This window comes from Aureimonas sp. OT7, assembly GCF_014844055.1.
Taxonomy (GTDB): Bacteria; Pseudomonadota; Alphaproteobacteria; order Rhizobiales; family Rhizobiaceae; genus Aureimonas; species Aureimonas altamirensis_A.
Genome location: NZ_CP062167.1, coordinates 3,874,436 through 3,895,773 on the forward strand (window position 1 = coordinate 3,874,436; position 21,338 = coordinate 3,895,773).

20 protein-coding genes are annotated in these 21,338 nt (G+C 65.9%); 8 read left to right on the forward strand and 12 right to left on the reverse strand.

Features of this window, described 5'->3' with window-relative positions:
• Positions 1-37: 37 nt before the first annotated feature.
• Together IGS74_RS18530 and IGS74_RS18535 are read left to right on the forward strand one after the other, a co-directional pair.
• Complete coding sequence (locus tag IGS74_RS18530) at positions 38-421, forward strand: CidA/LrgA family protein (protein ID WP_192388126.1); 384 nt, start codon at positions 38-40, stop codon at positions 419-421.
• The gene (locus tag IGS74_RS18535; RefSeq protein ID WP_192388128.1) at positions 418-1,146 is read left to right on the forward strand and encodes an LrgB family protein; all 729 of its coding nucleotides are present in this window, start codon (positions 418-420) and stop codon (positions 1,144-1,146) included. Before IGS74_RS18530 ends, IGS74_RS18535 begins: the two co-directional genes overlap by 4 nt.
• Before the next feature lie 17 nt (positions 1,147-1,163).
• On the opposite strand, the gene IGS74_RS18540 is transcribed toward IGS74_RS18535, so the two are convergent.
• A complete protein-coding gene (locus tag IGS74_RS18540; protein ID WP_039195381.1) occupies positions 1,164-1,436 on the reverse strand; it encodes a hypothetical protein in 273 nt (90 codons plus the stop codon).
• Positions 1,437-1,543: 107 nt separating this feature from the next.
• Between IGS74_RS18540 and IGS74_RS18545 the strand changes: the two genes are divergently transcribed.
• Together IGS74_RS18545 and IGS74_RS18550 are read left to right on the forward strand one after the other, a co-directional pair.
• Entirely contained in the window at positions 1,544-1,822 is a 279-nt protein-coding gene (locus tag IGS74_RS18545) for a hypothetical protein (protein WP_156122411.1), read from the forward strand.
• Between the two features lie 78 nt (positions 1,823-1,900).
• The gene (locus tag IGS74_RS18550; protein ID WP_192388130.1) at positions 1,901-2,320 is read left to right on the forward strand and encodes an META domain-containing protein; all 420 of its coding nucleotides are present in this window, start codon (positions 1,901-1,903) and stop codon (positions 2,318-2,320) included.
• Between the two features lie 7 nt (positions 2,321-2,327).
• Here IGS74_RS18550 and phbB read toward each other — a convergent pair whose 3' ends face one another.
• Positions 2,328-3,053, reverse strand: a complete 726-nt coding sequence (phbB, locus tag IGS74_RS18555) for an acetoacetyl-CoA reductase (protein ID WP_192388132.1) — start codon at positions 3,051-3,053, stop codon at positions 2,328-2,330.
• A 54-nt stretch (positions 3,054-3,107) separates the two neighbouring features.
• Complete coding sequence (locus IGS74_RS18560; RefSeq protein ID WP_039195387.1) at positions 3,108-4,292, reverse strand: acetyl-CoA C-acetyltransferase; 1,185 nt, start codon at positions 4,290-4,292, stop codon at positions 3,108-3,110.
• Between the two features lie 220 nt (positions 4,293-4,512).
• On the opposite strand from IGS74_RS18560, the gene phaR reads away from it, so the two are divergent.
• Complete coding sequence (phaR, locus tag IGS74_RS18565; protein ID WP_192388134.1) at positions 4,513-5,121, forward strand: polyhydroxyalkanoate synthesis repressor PhaR; 609 nt, start codon at positions 4,513-4,515, stop codon at positions 5,119-5,121.
• A gap of 97 nt (positions 5,122-5,218) precedes the next feature.
• On the opposite strand, the gene rpmF is transcribed toward phaR, so the two are convergent.
• Positions 5,219-5,398, reverse strand: a complete 180-nt coding sequence (gene rpmF, locus IGS74_RS18570) for a 50S ribosomal protein L32 (RefSeq protein ID WP_039195390.1) — start codon at positions 5,396-5,398, stop codon at positions 5,219-5,221.
• A gap of 216 nt (positions 5,399-5,614) precedes the next feature.
• Entirely contained in the window at positions 5,615-6,361 is a 747-nt protein-coding gene (mtgA, locus tag IGS74_RS18575; protein ID WP_192388136.1) for a monofunctional biosynthetic peptidoglycan transglycosylase, read from the reverse strand.
• Positions 6,362-6,527: 166 nt separating this feature from the next.
• On the opposite strand from mtgA, the gene IGS74_RS18580 reads away from it, so the two are divergent.
• Positions 6,528-7,382 (forward strand): polyprenyl synthetase family protein, encoded by an 855-nt coding sequence (locus IGS74_RS18580; protein ID WP_192391883.1) that lies wholly within the window; start codon positions 6,528-6,530, stop codon positions 7,380-7,382.
• 4 nt (positions 7,383-7,386) lie between these two features.
• Here IGS74_RS18580 and IGS74_RS18585 read toward each other — a convergent pair whose 3' ends face one another.
• Both IGS74_RS18585 and ispG read right to left on the reverse strand, forming a co-directional pair.
• On the reverse strand, positions 7,387-8,241 hold the full coding sequence (locus tag IGS74_RS18585; RefSeq protein WP_192388138.1) for a transglycosylase SLT domain-containing protein: 855 nt from the start codon (positions 8,239-8,241) through the stop codon (positions 7,387-7,389).
• Between the two features lie 11 nt (positions 8,242-8,252).
• Positions 8,253-9,509 carry a flavodoxin-dependent (E)-4-hydroxy-3-methylbut-2-enyl-diphosphate synthase gene (ispG, locus tag IGS74_RS18590; RefSeq protein WP_156122413.1) on the reverse strand — a complete coding sequence of 419 codons (1,257 nt, stop codon included), beginning with the start codon at positions 9,507-9,509 and terminating at the stop codon, positions 8,253-8,255.
• A gap of 119 nt (positions 9,510-9,628) precedes the next feature.
• On the opposite strand from ispG, the gene IGS74_RS18595 reads away from it, so the two are divergent.
• Together IGS74_RS18595 and IGS74_RS18600 are read left to right on the forward strand one after the other, a co-directional pair.
• On the forward strand, positions 9,629-9,787 hold the full coding sequence (locus IGS74_RS18595) for a hypothetical protein (RefSeq protein ID WP_156122414.1): 159 nt from the start codon (positions 9,629-9,631) through the stop codon (positions 9,785-9,787).
• An 82-nt stretch (positions 9,788-9,869) separates the two neighbouring features.
• A complete protein-coding gene (locus IGS74_RS18600) occupies positions 9,870-10,028 on the forward strand; it encodes a DUF3309 family protein (RefSeq protein ID WP_192388140.1) in 159 nt (52 codons plus the stop codon).
• Positions 10,029-10,031: 3 nt separating this feature from the next.
• On the opposite strand, the gene pyc is transcribed toward IGS74_RS18600, so the two are convergent.
• The 5 genes from pyc to IGS74_RS18625 all read right to left on the reverse strand — a co-directional run bounded on the left by pyc (position 10,032) and on the right by IGS74_RS18625 (position 21,163).
• Positions 10,032-13,490: a pyruvate carboxylase gene (pyc, locus tag IGS74_RS18605; protein ID WP_192388142.1), complete on the reverse strand. Its 3,459-nt coding sequence runs from the start codon at positions 13,488-13,490 to the stop codon at positions 10,032-10,034.
• 110 nt (positions 13,491-13,600) lie between these two features.
• A complete protein-coding gene (gene treY / locus IGS74_RS18610; RefSeq protein ID WP_192388144.1) occupies positions 13,601-16,297 on the reverse strand; it encodes a malto-oligosyltrehalose synthase in 2,697 nt (898 codons plus the stop codon).
• Positions 16,294-18,138, reverse strand: a complete 1,845-nt coding sequence (malQ, locus tag IGS74_RS18615) for a 4-alpha-glucanotransferase (protein ID WP_192388146.1) — start codon at positions 18,136-18,138, stop codon at positions 16,294-16,296. Before malQ ends, treY begins: the two co-directional genes overlap by 4 nt.
• Positions 18,135-20,018, reverse strand: coding sequence for a malto-oligosyltrehalose trehalohydrolase (gene treZ / locus IGS74_RS18620; protein WP_192388148.1), 1,884 nt, complete (start codon positions 20,016-20,018; stop codon positions 18,135-18,137). Before treZ ends, malQ begins: the two co-directional genes overlap by 4 nt.
• 14 nt (positions 20,019-20,032) lie before the next feature.
• Positions 20,033-21,163: a putative zinc-binding peptidase gene (locus IGS74_RS18625; RefSeq protein WP_192388149.1), complete on the reverse strand. Its 1,131-nt coding sequence runs from the start codon at positions 21,161-21,163 to the stop codon at positions 20,033-20,035.
• Between the last annotated feature and the right edge of the window lie 175 nt (positions 21,164-21,338).

Genomic DNA, 21,338 nt, shown 5'->3' on the forward strand with positions numbered 1-21,338 from the left:
CTAAGCTGCCGCGCACTGTCCGGAGACCGTCGCCCACATGCTGAAACCGATTGCCCTCATCCTCCTATGCCAGCTTGCCGGCGAAGCCGTCGCACACGGCTTCGGCATGCCCGTGCCCGGCCCCGTCATCGGGCTGCTCCTCCTCTTCGCTCTGCTTCTGGCAACCGGCAGCACCGGCGGCGGCGTACTCGACGCGGGGTCCGACGGCGGGCTGGGCGGTGTGGCCGACAGGATTCTCGGCATGCTGGGGCTTCTGTTCGTCCCGGCGGGCGTCGGCCTGGTGGATCATCTGGGGCTGCTGTCCGGCAACGCAATGGGTTTCGCAGCGGTGCTTGTCGTTTCGGTGGTCGTGACGCTGGTGGTGACGGTCGTCACCTTCGTGGGGGTCCACCGGCTGACGAAGGGCCGGGGCGACGCATGATCGGCACGCCGACCCCCTTCGAGCTGTGGGCCTATCTGTCCGCATCCCCGCTGCTGTGGCTGACGGTGACGCTGCTGGCCTGGCTTGTCGCCGACGAGGTCGCCATCCGCACCGGCCGCAATCCCGTGGCCAACCCGGTGTTGATCGCCATTCTCATCATCGCGGCGCTCCTGGCCATCACGGGCACGCCGTATCGAAGCTATTTCGACGGTGCGCAGTTCGTCCATTTTCTGCTTGGCCCGGCAACCGTGGCCCTCGCCATTCCGCTGTATCGCGCACGCCGCGTCATCATGGACAATTTCGTGCCGCTGCTGGCCGCCCTGGTCGTCGGTTCGGCAACGGCCATCGCCGTCACCGTGATGATGGCGCGGTGGCTGGGGCTGCCGCAGGTCGCCATCCTGTCGCTTGCGCCGAAATCGGCGACGGCCCCCGTTGCCATGGGTATCTCGCAGGCCATCGGCGGCCAGCCGGCGCTGACGGCCGCCATGTGCATCCTGACGGGCATCATCGGCGCGCTGATCGTCACGCCCATGATGAACGCCCTGCGCATTCGCAACTACGCCGCGCGCGGCTTCGCCGTGGGTCTCGCCTCGCATGGCATCGGCACGGCGCGCGCCTTTACCGTCGATTCCCTGGCCGGAGCCTTCGCCGGTATCGCCATGGGGCTGAACGCGCTGACCACCTCGATCATCCTGCCGCCGCTGGTCGGACTGCTGATGCGTTGACGCCCTTGGGCCGGAACCTAGTTCAACCGCCCCTGGCGGCAGCGCTCATAGGCTCGATCTGCGGCGCGCTCGGCCGTCTGTCGCGTCATCAGGCGGGACGACAGGCTGCCGCGATCGTCCGAATAATCTTCCAGAGCGTTGTAATAGGTCTGACGCGCATAATTGTCGCAGCGCGACACGGGGGCGTCGTCGGGGGCGACAATTTCGCCGCGAAAGGCCGTCGCACCGCCGGCGACGGTGCATCCCGACAGCAGCAGGACCGCTATTGAAAGAGTGGTTACGGTGCGCATGGCGGTTCCTTCTCTTATCCTGTCCTGGCCGCCTGGGCGGCGTCGATTGGCTGGCGCAAGGTTTAAGTCGGAAAATGGTCGATCCGAAGGACAAGGCGAGAGGACAGATGACCATTTCCGGCCACAACGAAACGCTGGTGACGACCCGTTTCCGGACACACGGCTATGCTGGCGCGTTGCTGTTCACCTTTTGCCCGCCGATCTTCCTGTATGAGACGTATCAGATCTTCTATACGACTGCGATGGAAGACAATCCGCTGATCGGGCTTTTCGCAGCCGCCGCGCTCATCCTGTCCTTCGCCAGCGTGCCGCTGATGCTGATCGGTCGCCGGCAGCGCTATGTCCTCGTTTCCGTCCCTGGCCCTGCAACCGGCGACGCCATCTGATACGAGGGGGGGGGGGTGCCGCAACCGACGCCGCGCCCTATCCTCACTTCGCATGACGATCGAACGAAGGGGAAAGACATGCGCGCCCTGATCACGGCGGGCCTCTCCGCATTCGCTATCCTGGCCTCCGGCGCGCTGGCAGACGAGCCAGCCGCGATGGCGCCGGTCGGCGCCTGGACGGTCGAGACGATTGGCGATGCCGGCGTGCTGGACCAGACGGAACCGTCGCTCATCATCCAGGCGGACGGCCGCGTCAATGGCTCCAGTGGCTGCAACCGCTATAGCGGAACGGCCACGCTGGCCGATGACGAGATGGGTTTCGGAGCGCTCGCCACCACACGCATGGCCTGCGCCGGCGCCGTGATGGAGCAGGAACGCGCCTTCCTGTCGGCACTGGAAAGCGTTACCGGCTGGCGCGAGGCGGCCGATGGCCGTCTCGTCCTTCTGGGTGCCGATGGCAAGAGCCTGATGGTGCTGGTGCGCGGCACGAACGCCTGAGCGCCGCTCAGGCGAGATACTGGCCGCCATTCACCGTCACGGTGGAGCCGGTAACGAAGCCGGCTTCCTCGTCCACCAGAAACAGCACGGTGCGGGCGATCTCGTCCGCCTGCCCCAGCCTGCCGACAGGGATCTGCGGCAGGATATGCTTCTGCATGACATCGTCCGAGATCGTCGCCATCATGTCGGTGTCGATATAGCCGGGGCAGATGGCGTTGACCGTAATGCCCTTGCGGGCGCCCTCCTGGGCGAGCGCCTTGGTGAAGCCGATATCCCCGGCCTTGGCGGCCGAGTAGTTCACCTGGCCCATCTGGCCCTTCTGCCCGTTGATCGACGAAATGTTGACGATGCGGCCGAACGCGCGCTCGCGCATTCCCTCCCAGACAAGGCGGCTCATGTTGAACAGGCCCGTCAGGTTGGTGGCCACGACCTCGTTCCATTGCTGCGGCGTCATCTTGTGGAACATCGCGTCCCGCGTGATGCCGGCATTGTTGACGAGGATATCCGGTGGGCCCAACGCCTCCGTGACCGCGGCGACGCCGCGTCCGCAGGAGTCATAGTCGGATACGTCCCACCGGAAGGTGGCGATCCCCGTATCCGCCGTGAAGCGTTCCGCGACCGCCTCGTTGCCACAGTAATTGGCGGCGACCTTGTAGCCCGCCGCCGAAAGCGCCCTGGCGATGGCCGCGCCGATCCCGCGCGTGCCACCGGTTACGATTGCCGTCCTCTGCATGCGCATCTCCTCCCACTCGACGCCGCCGGCCTTGCTGCCAGGCGATTCTTTTTCTCACATGGCTTCGAAACACATGGCGATGCCCATGCCGCCCCCGATGCAGAGGGTGGCCAGGCCCTTTTGCGCGCCCCGCCGCCGCATTTCGAACAGCAGCGTGTTGGCGATCCGCGCGCCGGAAGCGCCCACCGGATGCCCAATGGCGATAGCGCCTCCGTTCACGTTGACGATGTCCGGGTTCCAGCCGAGATCCTTGTTGACCGCGCAGGCTTGCGCCGCGAAGGCCTCGTTGGCCTCGATGAGGTCGAGATCCTCGATCGACCAGCCGGCCTTTTCCAGTGCCCTGCGGGATGCCGGGATCGGGCCGGACCCCATCAGCGCCGGGTCCACGCCGGCCGTCGCCCAGGACACGATGCGCGCCATGGGCGACAATCCGCGGCGGGAAGCCTCGTCCTCGGACATCAGCACCAGGGCGGCCGCACCGTCATTGATGCCGGAGGCGTTGGCCGCCGTGACCGAGCCTTCCTTGTCAAAGGCCGGCCGCAGCTTCTGCACCTTGTCCAGCGTCGTGCCGGGCTTGATGTACTCGTCCTGGTCGACGACGGTGTCGCCCTTGCGGCCCGCCACCGTGAAGGGCACGATCTCGTCGCGGAAGCGGCCCTCCCCTTGCGCCTTCTCGGCCTTGTTCTGCGAGGCCACGGCAAAGCCGTCCTGCTCGTCGCGCGTGATCTGCCACTGGCGGGCGACGTTCTCGGCCGTGATACCCATGTGATAGCCGTGGAAGGCGTCGATAAGGCCGTCCTTCAGCATCGTATCGACGAGCTTCAGGTCACCCATCTTCTGGCCGCCGCGCAGATGCGCCGCGTGCGGCGCCATGGACATCGATTCCTGCCCTCCGGCCACGATGATGCGGGCATCGCCCAGGGCGATCTGCTGCATCCCCAGCGCCACGGCGCGCAGGCCGGAGCCGCAAAGCTGGTTCAGCGCCCAGGCGGTGGTTTCCTTCGGGCATCCGGCCTTCATCGCCGCCTGCCGGGCCGGGTTCTGCCCTTCGCCCGCCTGCAGGATCTGACCCAGGATCACCTCGTCCACCTCGGCGGCGTCGACGCCGGCGCGCGCGAGCGCGCCACCGATCGCGGCGGCGCCCAGTTCATGCGCCGGTACATTGGCGAAGGCGCCGTTGAACGCGCCGACCGGCGTGCGGGCGGCGCCCACGATGACGATGGATTGAGCGGCACTCATGATGAAATTTCCTCCTTGGAGGCAGGTCGAGCCTGCCCTTCCCGCCCATCAAAGCCCGGACGCAGGTCTTTGTGAAGGGACGGTACGGTACAAAAGAGCATCCTCACATGACAAAGGTTTGGATTGCCGCGCTATGACCGGTATGTTCTTTTAGGCAGTGCAGCATTCGCCCGCAGAGGCGAAGCGGCATCGCGGAGGCGCAATGCTCGGGAGAGAAACTATGGCTCGCAGGAACGAAACGACGGTCATCAAGAAATACGCAAACAGGCGCCTCTACAACACCGGCACCAGCATGTACGTGACGCTGGAAAACCTCGCCGCGATGGTAAAGGGCAACGAGGACTTCGTCGTCCAGGACGCCAAGACCGGCGAAGACATCACCCATTCGGTGCTGACGCAGATCATCTTCGAGCAGGAAAACAAGAACGGCCAGAACCTGATGCCGATCACCTTCCTGCGCCAGCTCATACGCTTCTACGGCGATCAGATGCAGATGGTGATCCCGGCCTATCTGGAACAGTCGATGACGGCCTTCTCGCACGAGCAGGAGCGGTTTCGGACCAACCCGGCGGAGGCGGTCGCGCAGACGACCCGGCTGATCGAGGATCAGGTGCGCCGCAACACGGAACTGTTCCGTCAGGCGATGAGCGTCTTCAACCCCTTCATCGCGAACGCCATGACCGAGGGGCAGCCGGCGCAGAACGGAACGGCCAACACTGCAGCGAAGGCCGGTGGCGGAGCCTCCCCCGCGGAAGACCTGGCAGCCATGCGGCAGGAGCTTGCCGAGATGCAGAAGCGTATCGAGGCCCTCGACTCCCGCAAAAGCTGATACGCGCCTTGCCGCAACGCAAGAAGGCCGGTGCATGCACCGGCCTTCCCGTCGGATAGAACCATTCGGGCCGAGCAACGGCCCTTGCGGTGAAACTTTAGTCCTGCGCCTTCAGAACCTGGCGGCCGCGATAGACGCCCGTCTTCAGGTCGATGTGGTGCGGACGGCGCAGCTCGCCCGAGTTCTTGTCCGTCACGTAGGTCGGCGCGCTCAGCGCATCGGCCGAGCGGCGCATGCCGCGCTTGGAGGGCGTCGTCTTTCTTTTGGGTACGGCCATGTCGTGCTCCGTCGCGATGACGGCTCGGGCCCCATCGCTTGTCTATACTGTTGTTGCCATGGCGTCGGGCTCGATCGGCTCCGCCACCGTCCACGCTGCAGCCGACCGTGGATCGCCCTTGAGCAATCCCACGTGTTCACCTGCATCGGGGAAATCGTGACCGCCCAATACCAAAAGCGGCAGCGAAAGAAAAGTCCCCCCGCCGGCTTCGCACCGTCAGCGGCCGAGTTCCAGGCACTGCGTGTACTCTGCCGATGCCCGGGCTCGTGCCTGGATGCGATCCGCCATACGCGCCAGCGCCGCACTGGGTCGTGCCGGATCGCGTGACAGCGGCGACGGCAGCGTCACGGCCAGCAGCGCCGCCTGCCGGCTGGACAGTTCGGATGCAGGGCGGTTGTAATAATAGCGCGACGCGGCCTCGATGCCGTAGACGCCGGGTCCCCATTCGGCGACGTTGAGGTAGATCTCCATCATCCGGCGCTTGGTCCACAGCGTGTCCGCATACATGGCCAGGGGCAACTCCAGCCCCTTGCGCACGTAGGAACGGCCGTTCCACAGGAACAGGTTCTTCACCGTCTGCATCGGTATGGTAGAGGCGCCCCGGCTGGGTCCATCGCCGCTGAAGGCCCCATCCATCACCCCTGCGAACTCGGCCCAGTCGACGCCTCCATGGGCGCAGAACTGGCCGTCTTCCGACATCATCACCGAGCGAACGAGCACCGGGGCGATATCCTCGAGCGGCACCCACTGCCGGTCATAGGGCTGAAAGGCGAAATGCTCCAGGAGCATCAGGGTCGATACGGGGCGCGAGGACGGCATCGCGTAGATGGGAACCAGCACCAGCGGCAACGCCACGACGGCCAGGATCAGCAGCAGTGCGAATCGCTTCAGCCGCCCGCCGAACGTTCGCTTGCGCACCTGCCGTTTCCTTTCCGGTTCAGCCTCGAGATTCAGTTCGCTCATGTCCACACATCGCCTGCCGGGCCGGCGCCGCAGCGTAAAGGCCTTGCCCGCCGACGGCCAGTCCGGCACACGGGGAGTTCCCGCACAAGCATGGTCAGGAACGCGCCTCGTGACAAGCTCCTATTCCCCGGCATTCTCCGACAGGCTCACCGCGTCCGCCGCGGCGATGGAGACGACGCTTGCCGACGCCCTGTCGGCATCCGCGCCGCTTCTGGCGGACATGCCGGCCCGGCTTGCCGAAGCGATGCGCTACGGCTCACTGGGCGGCGGCAAGCGGCTTCGCCCCTTCCTGACCCTCGAATCGGCCGCCCTTTTCGGCGTTCCGCCGGCAGGCGCGGCGCAGGTTGCCGCCGCGCTCGAATGCATCCACTGCTATTCGCTCATCCATGACGACCTGCCCGCCATGGATGACGATGATGTGAGGCGCGGCCGACCGACCGTGCATAAGGCCTTCGACGAGGCAACGGCCATCCTTGCGGGCGACAGCCTGCTGACGCTTGCCTTCGGGCTCGTCGCGCGGGCGGAAGACCTTTCCCCCGCGGCGCGGCTGGCCCTCGTTTCGCTGTTGTCGCGCGATGCCGGGGCGGCCGGCATGGCCGGCGGCCAGATGCTCGATCTCATGGCCGAAACCGATACGCTGGACGAGGCGTCCATCTCCCGCATGCAGGCCATGAAGACCGGTGCGCTGATCGCCTTCGCCTGCGAAGCCGGCGCCGTGCTGATGGATGCCTCGCCGGCCGACCGCGCGCGGCTGCGCCGCTTCGGCGAAGTGGTCGGGCTCGCCTTCCAGCTTGCCGACGACCTTCTGGACGAGACGGCGGATGCGGCGACGCTGGGCAAGGCCGCCGGCAAGGACAGGGACAGGGGCAAGAAGACGCTGCCAGCGTTGCATGGGCTGCAGTGGACGCGCGATCGCCTTTCAAGCCTGGTGTCGGAGGCGGAAGAGCTTTTATCACCCTTCGGCAAGGCAGGCGCCACCCTCTGCGAGACCGCCCGTTTCATTGCCGGGCGCGACCGCTGAAGCGTCAGTTGCGCAGCACGACGCAGGCGCCGCCATCGCCGCGAAGGCGGGTGCAGATGGCATTGGCCTGTGCCCGGCTGTCGGCACCCACGCGCACCGCGGTGATGCGACGTGGGCCGGAAGCCGGGCGGGCGCGCATCAGGATCGGATCGACCCCGCCCAGCACGGACGGGTGGGCGTCCTGCAGCCGCCGATACATTCGCAGCGCGATGGCCTCGTTGACATGGCCGGCCACCTGCACGCCCCACGGCCGCATCGGCGCGCTTTCCGCCAGCGCGAAGACCGCGCGCGTCTCCATGATCGGCAGCCGCCGGCACGATTCCTCGAAGGACAGGTCCGCGTCCAGGGGCCTCGCCTCGAAGTCGCGGCCCACCTCGTCCCGAAACCAGGATGCAGGATAGGCGGTGATCGACAGGACATAGTCTTCCGTCTCGAAGGGAAGCCGGCCGCCCGACCGCATCCAGCGCTTCACCCGGTTGATGCCGCCATTATAGGCGGCGGCGGCAAGGCCCCACGAGCCGAGTTCGGCCTTCAGGTCGCGGAGATAGCCGGCGGAATGCGGGATCGCCTGCTTCGGGTCGAACGGGTCTTCGAGTCCGCGCTCGGCCGCCGTATACGGCATGAACTGCGCGATGCCACGTGCCCCGACCGGCGAGATCGCCCCGGCATCGAAGCGGCTCTCCTTCCAGATCAGCCGGGCGAAGAAATCCGGCGACATGCCCGCTTCGACGGCATTGTCCGCGATGAGATCGCAGATCGCGCCGACGAGCGAGTCGGCTTCGGGCTCTTCGGCGAGTGTGCCCACGGCGGCAAGCGCCCAGACCGTTGCGGCAACCGGCAGGAGGCGAAGCCACCGCAACCGACCGGCCCCTATTGCGCGGCGACCGGCCTGCCGAAGCGCCGCTCGATGTAGTCGGCCACCATGACGCGGAACTCTTCGGCGATATGGGCGCCGCGCAGGGTCGCCACCTTCTGTCCCTCGATATAGACGGGCGCAGACGGGACTTCGGCAGTGCCGGGCAGGGAAATGCCGATATCGGCGTGCTTGGATTCGCCGGGGCCATTGACGATGCACCCCATCACGGCAACCGACAGGCTTTCCACTCCGGGATATCGGTCACGCCATTCCGGCATGGCGGCGCGGATGTCGGACTGGATCGTCTCGGCCAGTTCCTGGAACAGGGTCGAGGTGGTGCGCCCGCAGCCCGGACAGGCCGCGACGATGGGTATGAACTGGCGGAAGCCCATCGTCTGCAGGATTTCCTGCGCCACCTGCACCTCCCGGGTCCGGTCGCCGCCGGGCTCCGGCGTCAGCGACACACGGATCGTATCGCCGATGCCTTCCTGCAGCAGGATGCCCATCGCGGCGGACGATGCGACGATGCCCTTCGAGCCCATGCCGGCTTCGGTCAGGCCCAGATGAATGGCGTGGTCGGTGCGCCGCGACAGGTCCCGGTAGACGGCGATGAGATCCTGGACGTTCGACACCTTGGCGGACAGGATGATGCGCTCGCGCGCCAGCCCCGTTTCCTCTGCCAGCGCCGCCGAATGCAAAGCGGACTGGATGATCGCCTCGCGCATGACGGCCCTTGCGGGGCGCGGCGTCGGCAGGCGGTTGTTTTCGTCCATCAGGCGCGTCAGCAGCTCCTGGTCGAGAGAACCCCAGTTGACGCCGATACGCACGGGCTTGTCGTGTCGGATCGCCATCTCCACGATATCGACAAACTGCCGGTCCTTCTTGTCCTTGAAGCCGACATTGCCGGGGTTGATGCGATACTTCGCCAACGCGGCCGCGCAATCGGGATGATCGGCCAGCAACTTGTGGCCGATGTAATGGAAGTCGCCCACAAGCGGCACGTCGAGCCCGAGCCTTTCAAGGCGCTCGCGGATACGCGGCACCGCTGCGGCCGATTCCGGCCTGTCCACGGTGATGCGGACGATCTCCGAACCGGCCCGCGCGAGTTGCGCCACCTGCATGACCGTCGAATCGACATCCGCGGTATCCGTGTTGGTCATCGACTGAACGACCACGGGCGCGCCCCCGCCGACACGCACGCCACCCACGTCGACGCCCACCGTGGGCCGGCGGGGCAACGGGTCTGCGATAATATCCTGCATCATGGTCATCGATGGCGTCCGGGCTTGCCTCTGGTCGTGCACACCATATAGGGCTTCACCGGGCGGGAAAATGGCATGCGGCGATTGCCGTCTCGCCGGCCCGGATGTCATGCAATCGGAAGCCAGCCATGTCCTTCGGCGCTATCGTCAATCTTGCCGCCCTCCTGCTCTTCATCGCGTCGTGGCCGGTCTGGCCCTGGTCGCGCAGCCTGAGCCCACGGCCGGCCATCGTTGCCGGCATCGTCCTGACGATCGCCGTCCTGGCCTGGGTGACGCAGATCATCTGATCGTGAGCAGACGGAACCGATGGAACCGGGGGCCGGCCTGCGACCTTTAGAGGACGAGACAGACTTCGCGGAGCTGCACGCCATGTCCCTTGGAACGATCCTCGTCATCATTCTCGTGCTGCTTCTGATCGGCGCGTTTCCCAGTTGGGGCTATTCGAGAAGCTGGGGATACGGGCCGAGCGGTATTCTGGGCTTCGTCCTGATCGTCGTGCTGATCCTGTTGCTGCTCGGCCGCATCTAGAACCTATCCGGCAAAGCTGACCAGAAGGTCCTTGGCGTCGATCTGGTCACCGGCCTTCACGTTGACGGCTTCGATGACGCCGTCGCGCTCGGCATGCAGCGCGGTTTCCATCTTCATCGCCTCGATGGACAGGAGCACGTCGCCGGCCCGCACGCTCTGCCCCGGAGAAACCGACAGCGTGGAGACGACGCCCGGCATCGGCGCGCCGACCTGGTTGGCGTTTGCCGGGTCCACCTTGGCCCGCGCGATCACCTGGTCGGCGCGCGAGCGGTCGGGAACCTTGATGCGCCGTGGCTGGCCGTTCAACTCGAAGAAGACGGTGCGCATCCCCTTTTCGTCGGTATCGCCGATGCCCAGGCAACGCACCACGAGCGTCTTGCCGCGCTCCAGGTCGACGAGGATCTCCTCCTCCTGCGCGATACCATAGAAATAATTGAGGGTCGGCAGCATGGACACCGGTCCGTACCGATCGGCTGCAAGCGCGAAATCGGTAAAGACCTTTGGATACATCAGGTAGCTCGCGAAGGCCTGGTCGTCGATTTTGTTCCCCAGCTTCTCCTCGACGGTGCGCCGCTCAGCATCGAGGTCCGCGGCGGCGATCAACGCGCCGGGCCGCACGGTGATCGGGCTGTCGCCCTTCAGAACCTTTTTCTGAAGCGCCTCGGGCCAGCCGGCCGGCGGCTGGCCGAGATCACCCCTCAGCATCGAGACGACCGATTCCGGAAAGGCAATCTCCCGGGCCGGGTCCTGCACCTCTTCGACGGTCAGATCCTGCGACACCATCATCAGGGCCATGTCGCCGACGACCTTCGACGAAGGCGTGACCTTGACGATATCGCCGAACATCCGGTTCACGTCCGCATAGGTCTGCGCCACCTGATGCCAGCGCGTATCGAGCCCGAGCGAGCGCGCCTGCTCCTTGAGGTTGGTGAACTGCCCGCCCGGCATCTCGTGGAGATAGACTTCCGACGCCGGCCCCTTCAGGTCGCTTTCGAAGGCGGCATACTGCCCGCGCACCCCCTCCCAGTAGAAGGAGATGCGCCGGATGGCCTCTTGCGACAGGCCGGGGTCGCGCTCGCTGCCTTCCAGCGCCGCGACGATGGAGCCGAGGCAAGGCTGCGAGGTATTGCCGGACAGCGCGTCCATGGCGGCGTCCACCGCGTCGACGCCGCTTTCGATCGCCGCCAGCACCGTGGCCGCCGCAATGCCCGACGTGTCGTGCGTGTGGAAATGGATGGGAATGGAGATCTCGTCCTTCAGGGCGCGGAACAGCGCGCGCGCCGCCGCCGGCTTGAGCAGGCCGGCCATGTCCTTCACGCCCAGGATATGCGCACCGGCGCTTTCGAGTTCGCGGGCCAGGTCGACATAATATTTCAGGCTGTAGGTCGGCCGGCTTTCATCGAACAGGTCGGCCGTGTAGCAGAGCGCGCCTTCGCACAGTTTGTCCGCCTCCAGCACCGCATCCATCGATACGCGCATGTTCTCGACCCAGTTGAGGCAGTCGAACACGCGGAACAGGTCGATGCCGCCACGCGCCGCCTCTGCTACGAAGCGCTTCACGACATTATCGGGATAGTTGGTGTAGCCGACCCCGTTGGAGCCGCGCAGCAGCATCTGCAGCAGGATGTTGGGTGCGCGCTGGCGGATCAGCGCCAGCCGCTCCCAGGGGTCTTCCGTCAGGAAGCGCATGGACACGTCGAAGGTCGCGCCGCCCCAGCATTCGAGGCTGAGCAGTTGCGGCAGGCCCCGCGCATAGGAATCGGCGACCGCGGCGATATCGAAGGTGCGCATGCGGGTCGCCAGCAGCGACTGGTGGCCGTCGCGCATGGTCGTGTCCGTCATCAACACCTGCTTCTGGGCCAGCATCCAGTCGGCGAAGCCGCGCGGACCCAGCTCATCCAGCTTCTGACGCGTACCGGGCGCGATCTCGGCATGGAACAGGGGCGCCTGCGGACGCCGCAGGTCCGCCGCCGGTCGCGGCCGTCCCCGCGTTTCCGGATGGCCGTTCACCGTGACATCGGCAAGATAGGTCAGAAGCTTGGTCGCGCGGTCGCGGCGGCGCACCTGTCGAAACAGATCCGGCGTCGTATCGATGAAGCGGGTCGTATAGGTGTTGTCGCGAAACTGCGGATGGCCGATGATCGCTTCCAGGAAAGTCAGGTTGGTGGCCACGCCCCGGATGCGGAACTCTCGCAGGGCGCGGTCCATCCGCGCGATGGCTTCCTCGGCCGTCGGGGCCCAGGCCGTCACCTTCTCCAGCAGCGGATCGTAGAAGCGCGTAATCACCGCTCCCGAATAGGCGGTGCCGCCATCGAGCCGGATACCGAAGCCCGTTGCCCCGCGATAGGCGGTGATGCGCCCGTAATCCGGTATGAAATTGTGCTCCGGGTCTTCCGTCGTGATGCGGCACTGCAGCGCGTGGCCGTTCAGCTTAATGTCGCCCTGCGCCGGCACGCCCGATTCCGGCGTGCCGATGGCATGCCCGTCCAGGATGTGGATCTGCGCCTTCACGATGTCGATGCCGGTGACTTCCTCCGTCACCGTATGCTCGACCTGGATGCGCGGGTTGACCTCGATGAAGTAGAATGCGTCGGTATCGGCATCCATCAGGAATTCGACCGTGCCGGCCCCGACATAGTCGGTGGCCTCCGCGATTTTGCGGGCATGGGCCGCCAGCTCGCGGCGCTGCGGATCGGACAGATATGGGGCCGGCGCCCGCTCGACCACCTTCTGGTTGCGGCGCTGGATCGAGCAGTCCCGTTCGAACAGGTCCACCACGTTGCCATGCGTATCGCCGAGAACCTGCACCTCGACATGACGGGCGCGCTCGACCAGCTTTTCGAGATAGACTTCGTCCTTGCCGAAGGCGGCCCGTGCTTCACGCTTGCCTTCCGTTACCTCGCGTTCAAGGTCGGCCTCGGAGCGAATGGCGCGCATGCCGCGCCCGCCGCCGCCCCACGACGCCTTAAGCATGACGGGATAACCGATCTGCGCGGCCAGCCGACGCACCTCGGCCATGTCGTCGGGCAAGGGGTCGGTCGCCGGCACCACCGGCACGCCCACCTCGATGGCCAGGTTGCGCGCGGCCACCTTGTTTCCAAGCCGGCGCATCGTATCCGGCCGCGGGCCGATGAAGGTTATGCCCGCTTGCGCGCAGGCATCGGCAAATTCCGGGCTTTCCGAAAGCAGTCCATAACCGGGATGGATCGCGTCGGCGCCGGAAGTTCGTGCGACGCGGATGATCTCCTCGATGGAAAGATAGCTTTCGATGGGGCCGAGGTCGCGCGTCAGATGGGGGCCGCGGCCGATCTGGTAGGACTCGTCCGCCTTGAAGCGATGGAGGGCGTACTTGTCCTCCTCCGCCCAAACGGCCACGGTCTTCAGGCCCAACTCATTGGCTGCCCGAAACACGCGGATGGCGATTTCGGACCGGTTGGCGACCAGAATCTTGGCTATCGTCACGGAACGTCCCCTCCACTGCACATATGCGAGCCACGGGGCTCATTTTTGTTGCAGCGCAAGATTGAGCGGCGATCCCAGAAGATTGCAAGCAGGATTCGGCGAACGAACGTTCACCTGCCCGGTGTGCTCAGGAAGGCCAGGGGTACGCCGTCGAACAGCTCCGCCAGGAGCATCGCCCCCTCCACCGTCACCGGTTTTCCCGATACGGCGTCGGACATGCGACGCCCCGCCAATGCGGGCGGCACCACGACGCGCGTATCGCCAAGTGCGATGCCGGTCAGGTCGGCACGCCCTTCCAGAAGCGACAGGCAGAGGCGGGGCGCGACGACGATGGCCGCATCGTCTCCACTCGACCTTGCAAAGGCCACGAAATGGCGGGCTGCCGCGCCCTGCACCGCCAAAGGGACGTAATCGCCGACGGTGAACAGGCCCGGCCGGGCCCCACGCGCCGCAAGGCCCACCGCCGTCAACCGCGCCTTGGCGCAGCCGTCGCGCCAGTGCGCCGCCGCGGCGCCAACCGGCTCGCCGCCGCGCAGCACCGACCGGCGCGCATCGAAGTCGACGAGCCTGCGATTGTCGGGGTCGACCAGACTGTTGTCGTAGAATTCCGTACCCTGATAGATATCCGGCACGCCGGGCGCGCCCAGCCGCACCAGGGTCTGGGACAGGCTCGTCAGCGCCCCGGCAACCACGAAGGGCTGTACCCGCTCCCAGAAGCTCCGCAGGAATGCCGGTTCGAAGGCGGCGTCCACGAAGGCGAGCAAGGCCTTTTCGTAAGGCTCGTTGGGGGCGGTCCAACTGGTGAACTGCTTGGCCTCGCGCACGGCCTTTTCCATGAAGGCGCGCATCCGCTGGCGGATGTCGTCGCAGGCCCCGCCATCATCGGGGTCGAAGTCGGCGGGCAGGACACCCAGCAGCGACTGATAGAACCCCCATTCGGTCGCCGGGTCGGGCGACAGGCCGCCATCGTCGAGACTGACGCGGTACGGGGCCAGCGCATCCGCCGCAAAGCGGACGATCTCGTTCCAGGTGTCGGGTGCCTCGCTGATCGTGTAGATGCGAGCCCGTGCATCCTCCCCGCGCTTGGTATCGTGCGTCGACAATGCCAGGAGCCCTTCGGGCTGGTCTTCCAGCCGGATCTGCATCGCCGTGTGGAAGGCGTCGACATCGGCCCCGTAATGGTCGGGCTCTCCGCCGACCTCGTTCAGGGCGATCAACCGGTTCCATCGATAGAAGACGGTATCCTCGACTGCCTTGGCCATCACCGCGCCGGTGGTCTGCTGGAAGCGGCGGGTAAAGTCGAGTGCGCCGGCCATGGCCGCGCCATCCTCGAAGTCGAGTTTCAGGAGCCGGCCGACGAAGACGACAGGCTCGTCCGCCTCCACCTTGCGGGCCGCCTGCACCCATGCCACTGCGCCATCGATGATCTCGATGTCTTCGGCCGGAATGCCGTCTATACCGGAATAGGTCCGATAGACCGGCAGGGCCGTCGCGATCTCGAGGATGGAGCGCTGCAGCGTATCGGGCCCGAAGTCGCGCGTGGCCAGGCCAAGCCGGGCGACCGAAAGGGCTATGTCGGTGAGCACCGACAGTTCGCCCGCCAGATTGTGGCTGAAAATATAGCGCTTCTGCTTGTGAACCTGCGCTTCCAGCGCCGCTTCGCCGCCGACGAAGGCATCATAGGCCTCTGTCATCGCCGCTTCCTGCGCGGCATCGACGTAGAGACCGGAGACGGCGGAAATGAATTCGTAGCCGGTCGTGCCCTCGACATTCCAGCTGCGTCGCAGCCGCTCCGGCCCGGTCAGGATTTTCTCGACATGGATCACGGCCTCGCTCGCCCCGGCCCTGTCGAGCACGGATCTGAGATCGCCGAGATATCCCTTCGGATCGGCGACCCCGTCCACATGGTCGATGCGGATACCGTCGAGCCGACCCTCGCGCGCCAGCCGCACGATGGTGCGGTGGCTCTCGCGGAAGACGCGGCGGACCTCCTGCCGGACGCCAATGAGATCGGCGATTTCGAAGAAGCGGCGATAGGACAGCTTCTCACGGGCAAGCCGCCACCACGCCAGGCGCCAGTTCTGCCGCTCGTGCAGGGCATGCAATGCCGCCTTGTCGCCGTTCGCCCGGGCGACGGCCTGCTCCATGGCGGCCAGAAAGTCCGGATCTTCCAGCAGTTCCCCCAGGCGTTCGGCAAGGTCGTCGCCATCGGCCGGCTCCGCCCCCGCGAACAACCGGATCAGCGGCTCGCGCTGAGGATGATCGAGGAAGCCGAAGATGTCGGGGAAGGTGCGCGGATCCACCGGAAGTTCATAGCCGGAGGCGGAAAACCTCAGCTCACGGCGTTCAATGTCCAGGACGACGGTAAGATCGCCGTTTTCGAGCGCCTCCCCGTAGGGCTGGCCCAGCACGGGGATCAGGATTTTCTCCGCCTCCCACGAGATGTCGAAAGTACCCGCATGGCGGCTCTCCGAGCCCCAGCGCAACACATCCTCCCACCAGCCGTTGGCCGGGGAAACGCCCATATGGTTGGGTACGAAATCCAGGATGAGGCCAAGCCCCGCGTCGCGCAGGGCGTCGGACAGGGCGCCAAAGCCGGTGTCGCCGCCAAGATCGGGCTCGAAGCGGTTGTAGTCGACCACGTCATAGCCGTGTGTCGAGCCGGGCGACGCCTCGAACACCGGCGAAGCGTAGAAATGGCTTATGCCGAGTTCGGCCAGATAGGGGACCAGGGCGCGGGCATCGTCGAAGCCGACGCCGTTGCGGAATTGCAGCCGGTAGGTTGCGGACAGCGTGCGGCTGGTCATGTGTGTCGTGGCCTTTCCTCGCGCATGGCAGCAGCCATGGCCTTGAATATCGGGTGGTCTTCCAGGGCTTCGAGGGGGACTTCGCCGCGAATGCGCCAGTTGGGGTAGGCGTCCGTGGTGCCGGGCAGGTTGGGCTGCCGCAAGGCCATCACCATGTCATCCAGTTGCACGGCGAAAAGGTGGGAGCGCGTCCGGGCCGCAAATCGATGGACGGCCAGCGCCAGCTCCAGCGGCAGCGCGTCCGGCAGGGCCGAACGGTTGTCCAGCGGACCGGCGAAATCGTGCGGCAGCAGCCCGTCGAGCCGCAAGGCATGCAGCAGGGCATGACGGTCGTTGTCGCGCTCGGCCCGGTCACGCCGCGTCGACTCCGCGTCCTGGCGCCCGGCCTCCGCCCGCAAGGCGATGTCGCTTGCGGCCCACCAGCCGGCCAGCGTCGCCAGATCGTGGGTGGAGATGCAGGCCAACGAGCCGGCGGGGTACTGCGCGGGAGCGATAAAGCCTTCCCACTCGCGCTTTTCGAAATAGAGCACCCGATAGGACAGGATATTGGCGGCCTGCATCACCGGCCGGAACCCGGCCGGTACGGTACCGAGATCCTCGCCGATGACGATGCAGCCATTGGCGCGCGACGCCCTGGCCACCACGTCCACCATATCGCCCAGCGGATAGCGGACATAGCCGCCGTCGCGGGCGTCATGCCCGCGCGCGATCCACCACAGGCGCGCCAGCCCCATCACATGATCGATCCGGACGGCGCCGGCATTCTTCATCAGGGCGTCGTAGGCCTGCGCCAATGGCGTGTAGTTGCGCTTTGCCAACGCCTCCGGCGACAGGGGCGCCAAGCCCCAGTCCTGGCCGGCGGCATTGAACATGTCGGGCGGCGATCCGACGCGCGCATCGGGCATCGTCACGTCCGGGTCCGCCCAGGTCTCCGCCCCATCGGGTGAGACGCCCACCGCGAAATCGAGATAGAGCCCGATGCTCATGCCCGCGTCCAGGGCGCGCTTCTGCACGGTGCGGAGCTGCGTTTCGGCCGTCTGCTGCAACCATATATGGAACAGGATGTCGCTCGCGTGCTCGGCCGCGAAGGCGCGTACGGCGTCATGCTCCGGATGCCGGAAAGGCTCCGGCCATCCATGCCATCCGGCGCTGCCGCCAGCGGCGGCAAAATGCATGGACAGCGCCTCGAACAAAGCGAAGTTCTCGATGGCGTCCGCGTGCCGTTCGCGAAACGCGCTCAGCGCCTGCTGGTCGACGGCCTCGCCGCGATCGAAAATGCGCCGCAGCACCGCCGCGCGCGCCCGGCCGGCCCGGGGATAGTCGATCAGGTCGCCGTCGAGGCCGTCGAACAGCGACGGATCTTCCGCCGCAAGCTCCGCCATCGCCGCGGCTCCGCCGGGCAGGGCGTCCATCGCGATATAGAAGGGGTTCAGGAAGCGGCGGGTCGACGGCGAATACGGGCTGTAATGGCCCGGATTGGCAAAGAACAGCGCGTGCAGCGGGTTGACGCCCAGGAATGCGGCCCCGGCCCTGCCGGCAATTTCGGCGAGGCGGCCGAGATCCTCGAAATCGCCGAGGCCGAATGTGCGGGACGAGCGCAGGGCGTAGAGCTGGCAGGTCACGCCCCAGGCCGGGTCGCCCTGCGGCGCGACGCAGGCCAGTTCGGGCACATGGCGGGCGCTTTCGAAGTGCCCCGGCTGCGCCGAATCCGGGTCGATGCCCATCACGGTCAGGAGCGATCGGAGCGCCGTCTCGCTCAGGCTCCTGTCGTCCCCCGTCTCCGATGTATACCGCGTTTCTATTCCATGGCTTCTCGCAAGAGACACCAGATCGTCCGTCATTCCGCCAGCCCTTCGATCACGTCATGGCGACCGAGCATAAAGGCGACGCCGTAGCCGCGCATCCGTCCGTCCCGCAAATCGTCGAACATCCCGCGATGGTTCGCGAAGACCTCGGTCGCCCCTTCGAGGCGGCGAGGATCGAAATCCTCGCCGATCTCCCAGGGCGTGTCGTCCAGATTGGCGAAGCAATGGTAGAAGAGGCCAGGCGCAAGCTCCCACGAAACGACCATCGCCCGCCCGTCGACCAGCGCCTTTCCGGCACCGCCGGGTGCGTCGGCGAGAAGCGGGACGACATGGTCGCGCCGCGCTTCCAGAAGCTCCTGCGTTACCTGCAGCCTTCGCCGGTTCACCGGCCGTTCCTTTAGCGACCAGTCCAGCCGGGACGTCAGGAAGGTGGATTCCGCATTGGGGTCCGGGAAGACTTCCTGCGCATGCGGGTCCTCGAATGCCGAGAACTTGGCGAACTCGGCCTTGCGTCCACGCGAAACGGCGGCTCCCAGCTCTCCGTCGAAATCGGTGAAGAAGCAGAAGGAGTTGCAATCGCCGAACTCGTCGCCCTGGAACATGAGCGGTATCTGCGGCGACAGCAGCAGGATCGCCTGCAGGCAATCGAAGGCCCGCGCCGAACTGAGCGAGCGGAGGCGGTCGCCGAAGGCCCGATTGCCGATCTGGTCGTGGTTCTGCAGGAAGTTCACGAAGGCGGTCGGCGGCAGGTGGTCGGACGTCTCGCCGACGTCGCGGTCGCGATGGGGAGAATGCTCGCCCTGGTAAACGAAGCCCGTCGCCAGCGCCGTTGCGAGTTGCTCCACCGTGTCGAACTCGTAATCGATGTAGTAGCCTTCGCGGTCGTTGGTCGCCAGAACATGGGCTGCATGGTGGAAATCGTCGTTCCACTCGCCGGAAACCAAGGGTATCGAGCCGTCCGCGCCCCGCTCGATGAAGCGCGTGATGTTACGCTCGTCTTCGCTGGTAATGTGAATGTGGCGGTCCGGAAAGGCGGCGCGGACACGCTCGGCCAATTCCACCACGAGCGGCGTGTCGGTCGTATCGTGGATGGAATCGATCGCATCCAGGCGCAGGCCGTCGACCCTGTATTCCTCAAGCCAGTAGAGCGCATTCTCGATCATGAAAGCGCGAACGGCCGGCTCGTCGTAGGCGATGGCCGGGCCCCATGGCGTATGCGTTTCAGACTGGAAGAAATCCGGCAGGTAGGATGGGATGTAGTTCCCGTCCGGCCCGAAGTGATTGTAGACGACGTCCAGGAACACCATCAGCCCACGCTCATGTGCCGCATCGACCAGGCGCTTGAGGCCCCGTTGGCCGCCATAGACGCCGTGCGGGCAGTACAGGAGGACACCGTCATATCCCCAGCCGCGCCGACCGCCGAACTCGGCGACCGGCAGCAACTCGATGGCGGTGATCCCAGTGGCCTTCAGATGATCGAGCCTTTCGATAGCGCTGTCGAACGTCCCTTCGTCGGTGAAGGTGCCGACATGCATCTCGTAGAAGACCGTCTCGTGCCAGGGCCGGCCGCGCCATGTCGCGGAGCGCCACTCATGGGCGTGCGGGTCCACCAGCCGGGACGGGCTGTGAACGTCGAAGACCTGCTCGCGCGAGGCCGGGTCGGGCACTGGCCTGCCGCCATCGACGCGAAATCCATAGGCGCCGCCCACGGGAACGGCATCCGTCGTCAGGCGCCACCATCCTTCGGCGTCCTTGTCCATTGCAAGGAATGCCGTTTCGTCCCCTTCGCCGGCCGCAAGCTCGACCGTTGTTGCATGCGGCGCCCAAAGCTGGAACAGCGCGCCGCCATCGACGGGCCGCGCCCCCCAACTCGTCTCGCAGGAAAAGCGCGTTGCGATCTGTCCGCCCTCGGCCATGGAATGTTCCCTTCTTAACCGGCGGCTGTTTCGGGTTGCTGACTTTCGACAAGCTCTTCCGAAAGCCCGGCCCGCGCCGCCGTGCCGATGCGCCCGTGCACCAGGTCATGAATGAAGCCGAGTTTCTGGATCACGACCGGCGACAGGACGAACGGGTAGGCATCGTTCAGCCCCATGGAGCGGTTCAGTGCGTTGATCGCCGCCGACAGCGCCAGCCAGGCTTCGGCTATCTGGTCGATGGTCGTGCTCTGGCCGTAGATGTCGAAGTCCAGCTCCGTCGTCAGGATGCCGTCTCGGTCCAGCCGCGGGGATAGCGTCATGCCGAGAGCGCCGCCCGTCTCCAGCGTATCCACGATATGCAGGTAGTGTGCCCAGGTCTCGGCGAAGTCTTCCCAGGGGTGCGCGCCGGCATAGGACGACACGAAATTGTCCTGCCAGTTCGGCTGCGGACCGTTGGCGTAATGGGTCTGCAGGGCCTGTCCGTAATCCTGCGAATCGTCACCGAAGACGGCTCGGCATGCTTCCAGGGCATTGCCGTCCCGCACCAGCCGGTCCCAGTACCAGTGGCCGACCTCGTGGCGCATATGGCCGAGCAGTGTTCGATAGGGCTCGCCCAGCTCCGCGCGCCGCTTCTCGCGCTCGGCGTCGTCGGCCTCTGCCAGCGCGATGGTGATGAGGCCGCGATCATGCCCCGTCATGACGTTGCCGCCCGTTTCCGGATCATGCGTCAGGAAGTCGAAGCCAAGCCCTTCCGGATCTTCGGCCCGGGTCATCAGCGGCAATTTCAGGCGGAGGAGCGAATAGAACAGGCGTTGCTTTGCAAATTCCATCTTCTGCCACAAGGCGACATTCTGGGGGTCGGACAGATCCGGCACCGTCAGGTTGAAGCGCGAGGCGATGGACAGCGTCTCCGGGCTGTCGGATGGCAGCAGCCAGTTGCAGACCCCGTAGCGATAGTTGTCGCAGTACTTCCAGTGCTCGCCATTGGCGCGGCGGCCGACTGATACGAAGAACTGGCCGTCGGGCTCGAGGGCCAGCATACGATTGGTCAGGGGCTCGTAACCCAGCGCGTGTCCGCAGCGTTCGCAGACCGTGTTGGTGAAGTAGACCACCTGATCGCAGGAGGGGCATGAAAAGAGCTTCATGACGAGTGGCACCTTCGAGAGAAGCGACCGGGGTTTGATCGGCGGTCAGGAATGAGCAGGCGGACGTTCGGTTCCATGACGGCTGGTCATGTTGCGATGCAAACGCTTGTGGCGGGGAACGGTTCGGCTATGGTTCGATAATAATTTCGGAACCAGCAGGTCGAAGGCGCGTACC

Bases quoted from the DNA above. Each gene is read 5' to 3' on its own strand.
- IGS74_RS18530 (WP_192388126.1), top strand. From the start codon at position 38: ATGCTGAAACCGATTGCCCTCATCCTCCTATGCCAGCTTGCCGGCGAA.
- IGS74_RS18535 (WP_192388128.1), top strand. From the start codon at position 418: ATGATCGGCACGCCGACCCCCTTCGAGCTGTGGGCCTATCTGTCCGCA.
- IGS74_RS18540 (WP_039195381.1), bottom strand. From the start codon at position 1,436: ATGCGCACCGTAACCACTCTTTCAATAGCGGTCCTGCTGCTGTCGGGA.
- IGS74_RS18545 (WP_156122411.1), top strand. From the start codon at position 1,544: ATGACCATTTCCGGCCACAACGAAACGCTGGTGACGACCCGTTTCCGG.
- IGS74_RS18550 (WP_192388130.1), top strand. From the start codon at position 1,901: ATGCGCGCCCTGATCACGGCGGGCCTCTCCGCATTCGCTATCCTGGCC.
- phbB (WP_192388132.1), bottom strand. From the start codon at position 3,053: ATGCAGAGGACGGCAATCGTAACCGGTGGCACGCGCGGGATCGGCGCG.
- IGS74_RS18560 (WP_039195387.1), bottom strand. From the start codon at position 4,292: ATGAGTGCCGCTCAATCCATCGTCATCGTGGGCGCCGCCCGCACGCCG.
- phaR (WP_192388134.1), top strand. From the start codon at position 4,513: ATGGCTCGCAGGAACGAAACGACGGTCATCAAGAAATACGCAAACAGG.
- rpmF (WP_039195390.1), bottom strand. From the start codon at position 5,398: ATGGCCGTACCCAAAAGAAAGACGACGCCCTCCAAGCGCGGCATGCGC.
- mtgA (WP_192388136.1), bottom strand. From the start codon at position 6,361: ATGAGCGAACTGAATCTCGAGGCTGAACCGGAAAGGAAACGGCAGGTG.
- IGS74_RS18580 (WP_192391883.1), top strand. From the start codon at position 6,528: ATGGAGACGACGCTTGCCGACGCCCTGTCGGCATCCGCGCCGCTTCTG.
- ispG (WP_156122413.1), bottom strand. From the start codon at position 9,509: ATGACCATGATGCAGGATATTATCGCAGACCCGTTGCCCCGCCGGCCC.
- IGS74_RS18595 (WP_156122414.1), top strand. From the start codon at position 9,629: ATGTCCTTCGGCGCTATCGTCAATCTTGCCGCCCTCCTGCTCTTCATC.
- IGS74_RS18600 (WP_192388140.1), top strand. From the start codon at position 9,870: ATGTCCCTTGGAACGATCCTCGTCATCATTCTCGTGCTGCTTCTGATC.
- treY (WP_192388144.1), bottom strand. From the start codon at position 16,297: ATGACCAGCCGCACGCTGTCCGCAACCTACCGGCTGCAATTCCGCAAC.
- malQ (WP_192388146.1), bottom strand. From the start codon at position 18,138: ATGACGGACGATCTGGTGTCTCTTGCGAGAAGCCATGGAATAGAAACG.
- treZ (WP_192388148.1), bottom strand. From the start codon at position 20,018: ATGGCCGAGGGCGGACAGATCGCAACGCGCTTTTCCTGCGAGACGAGT.
- IGS74_RS18625 (WP_192388149.1), bottom strand. From the start codon at position 21,163: ATGAAGCTCTTTTCATGCCCCTCCTGCGATCAGGTGGTCTACTTCACC.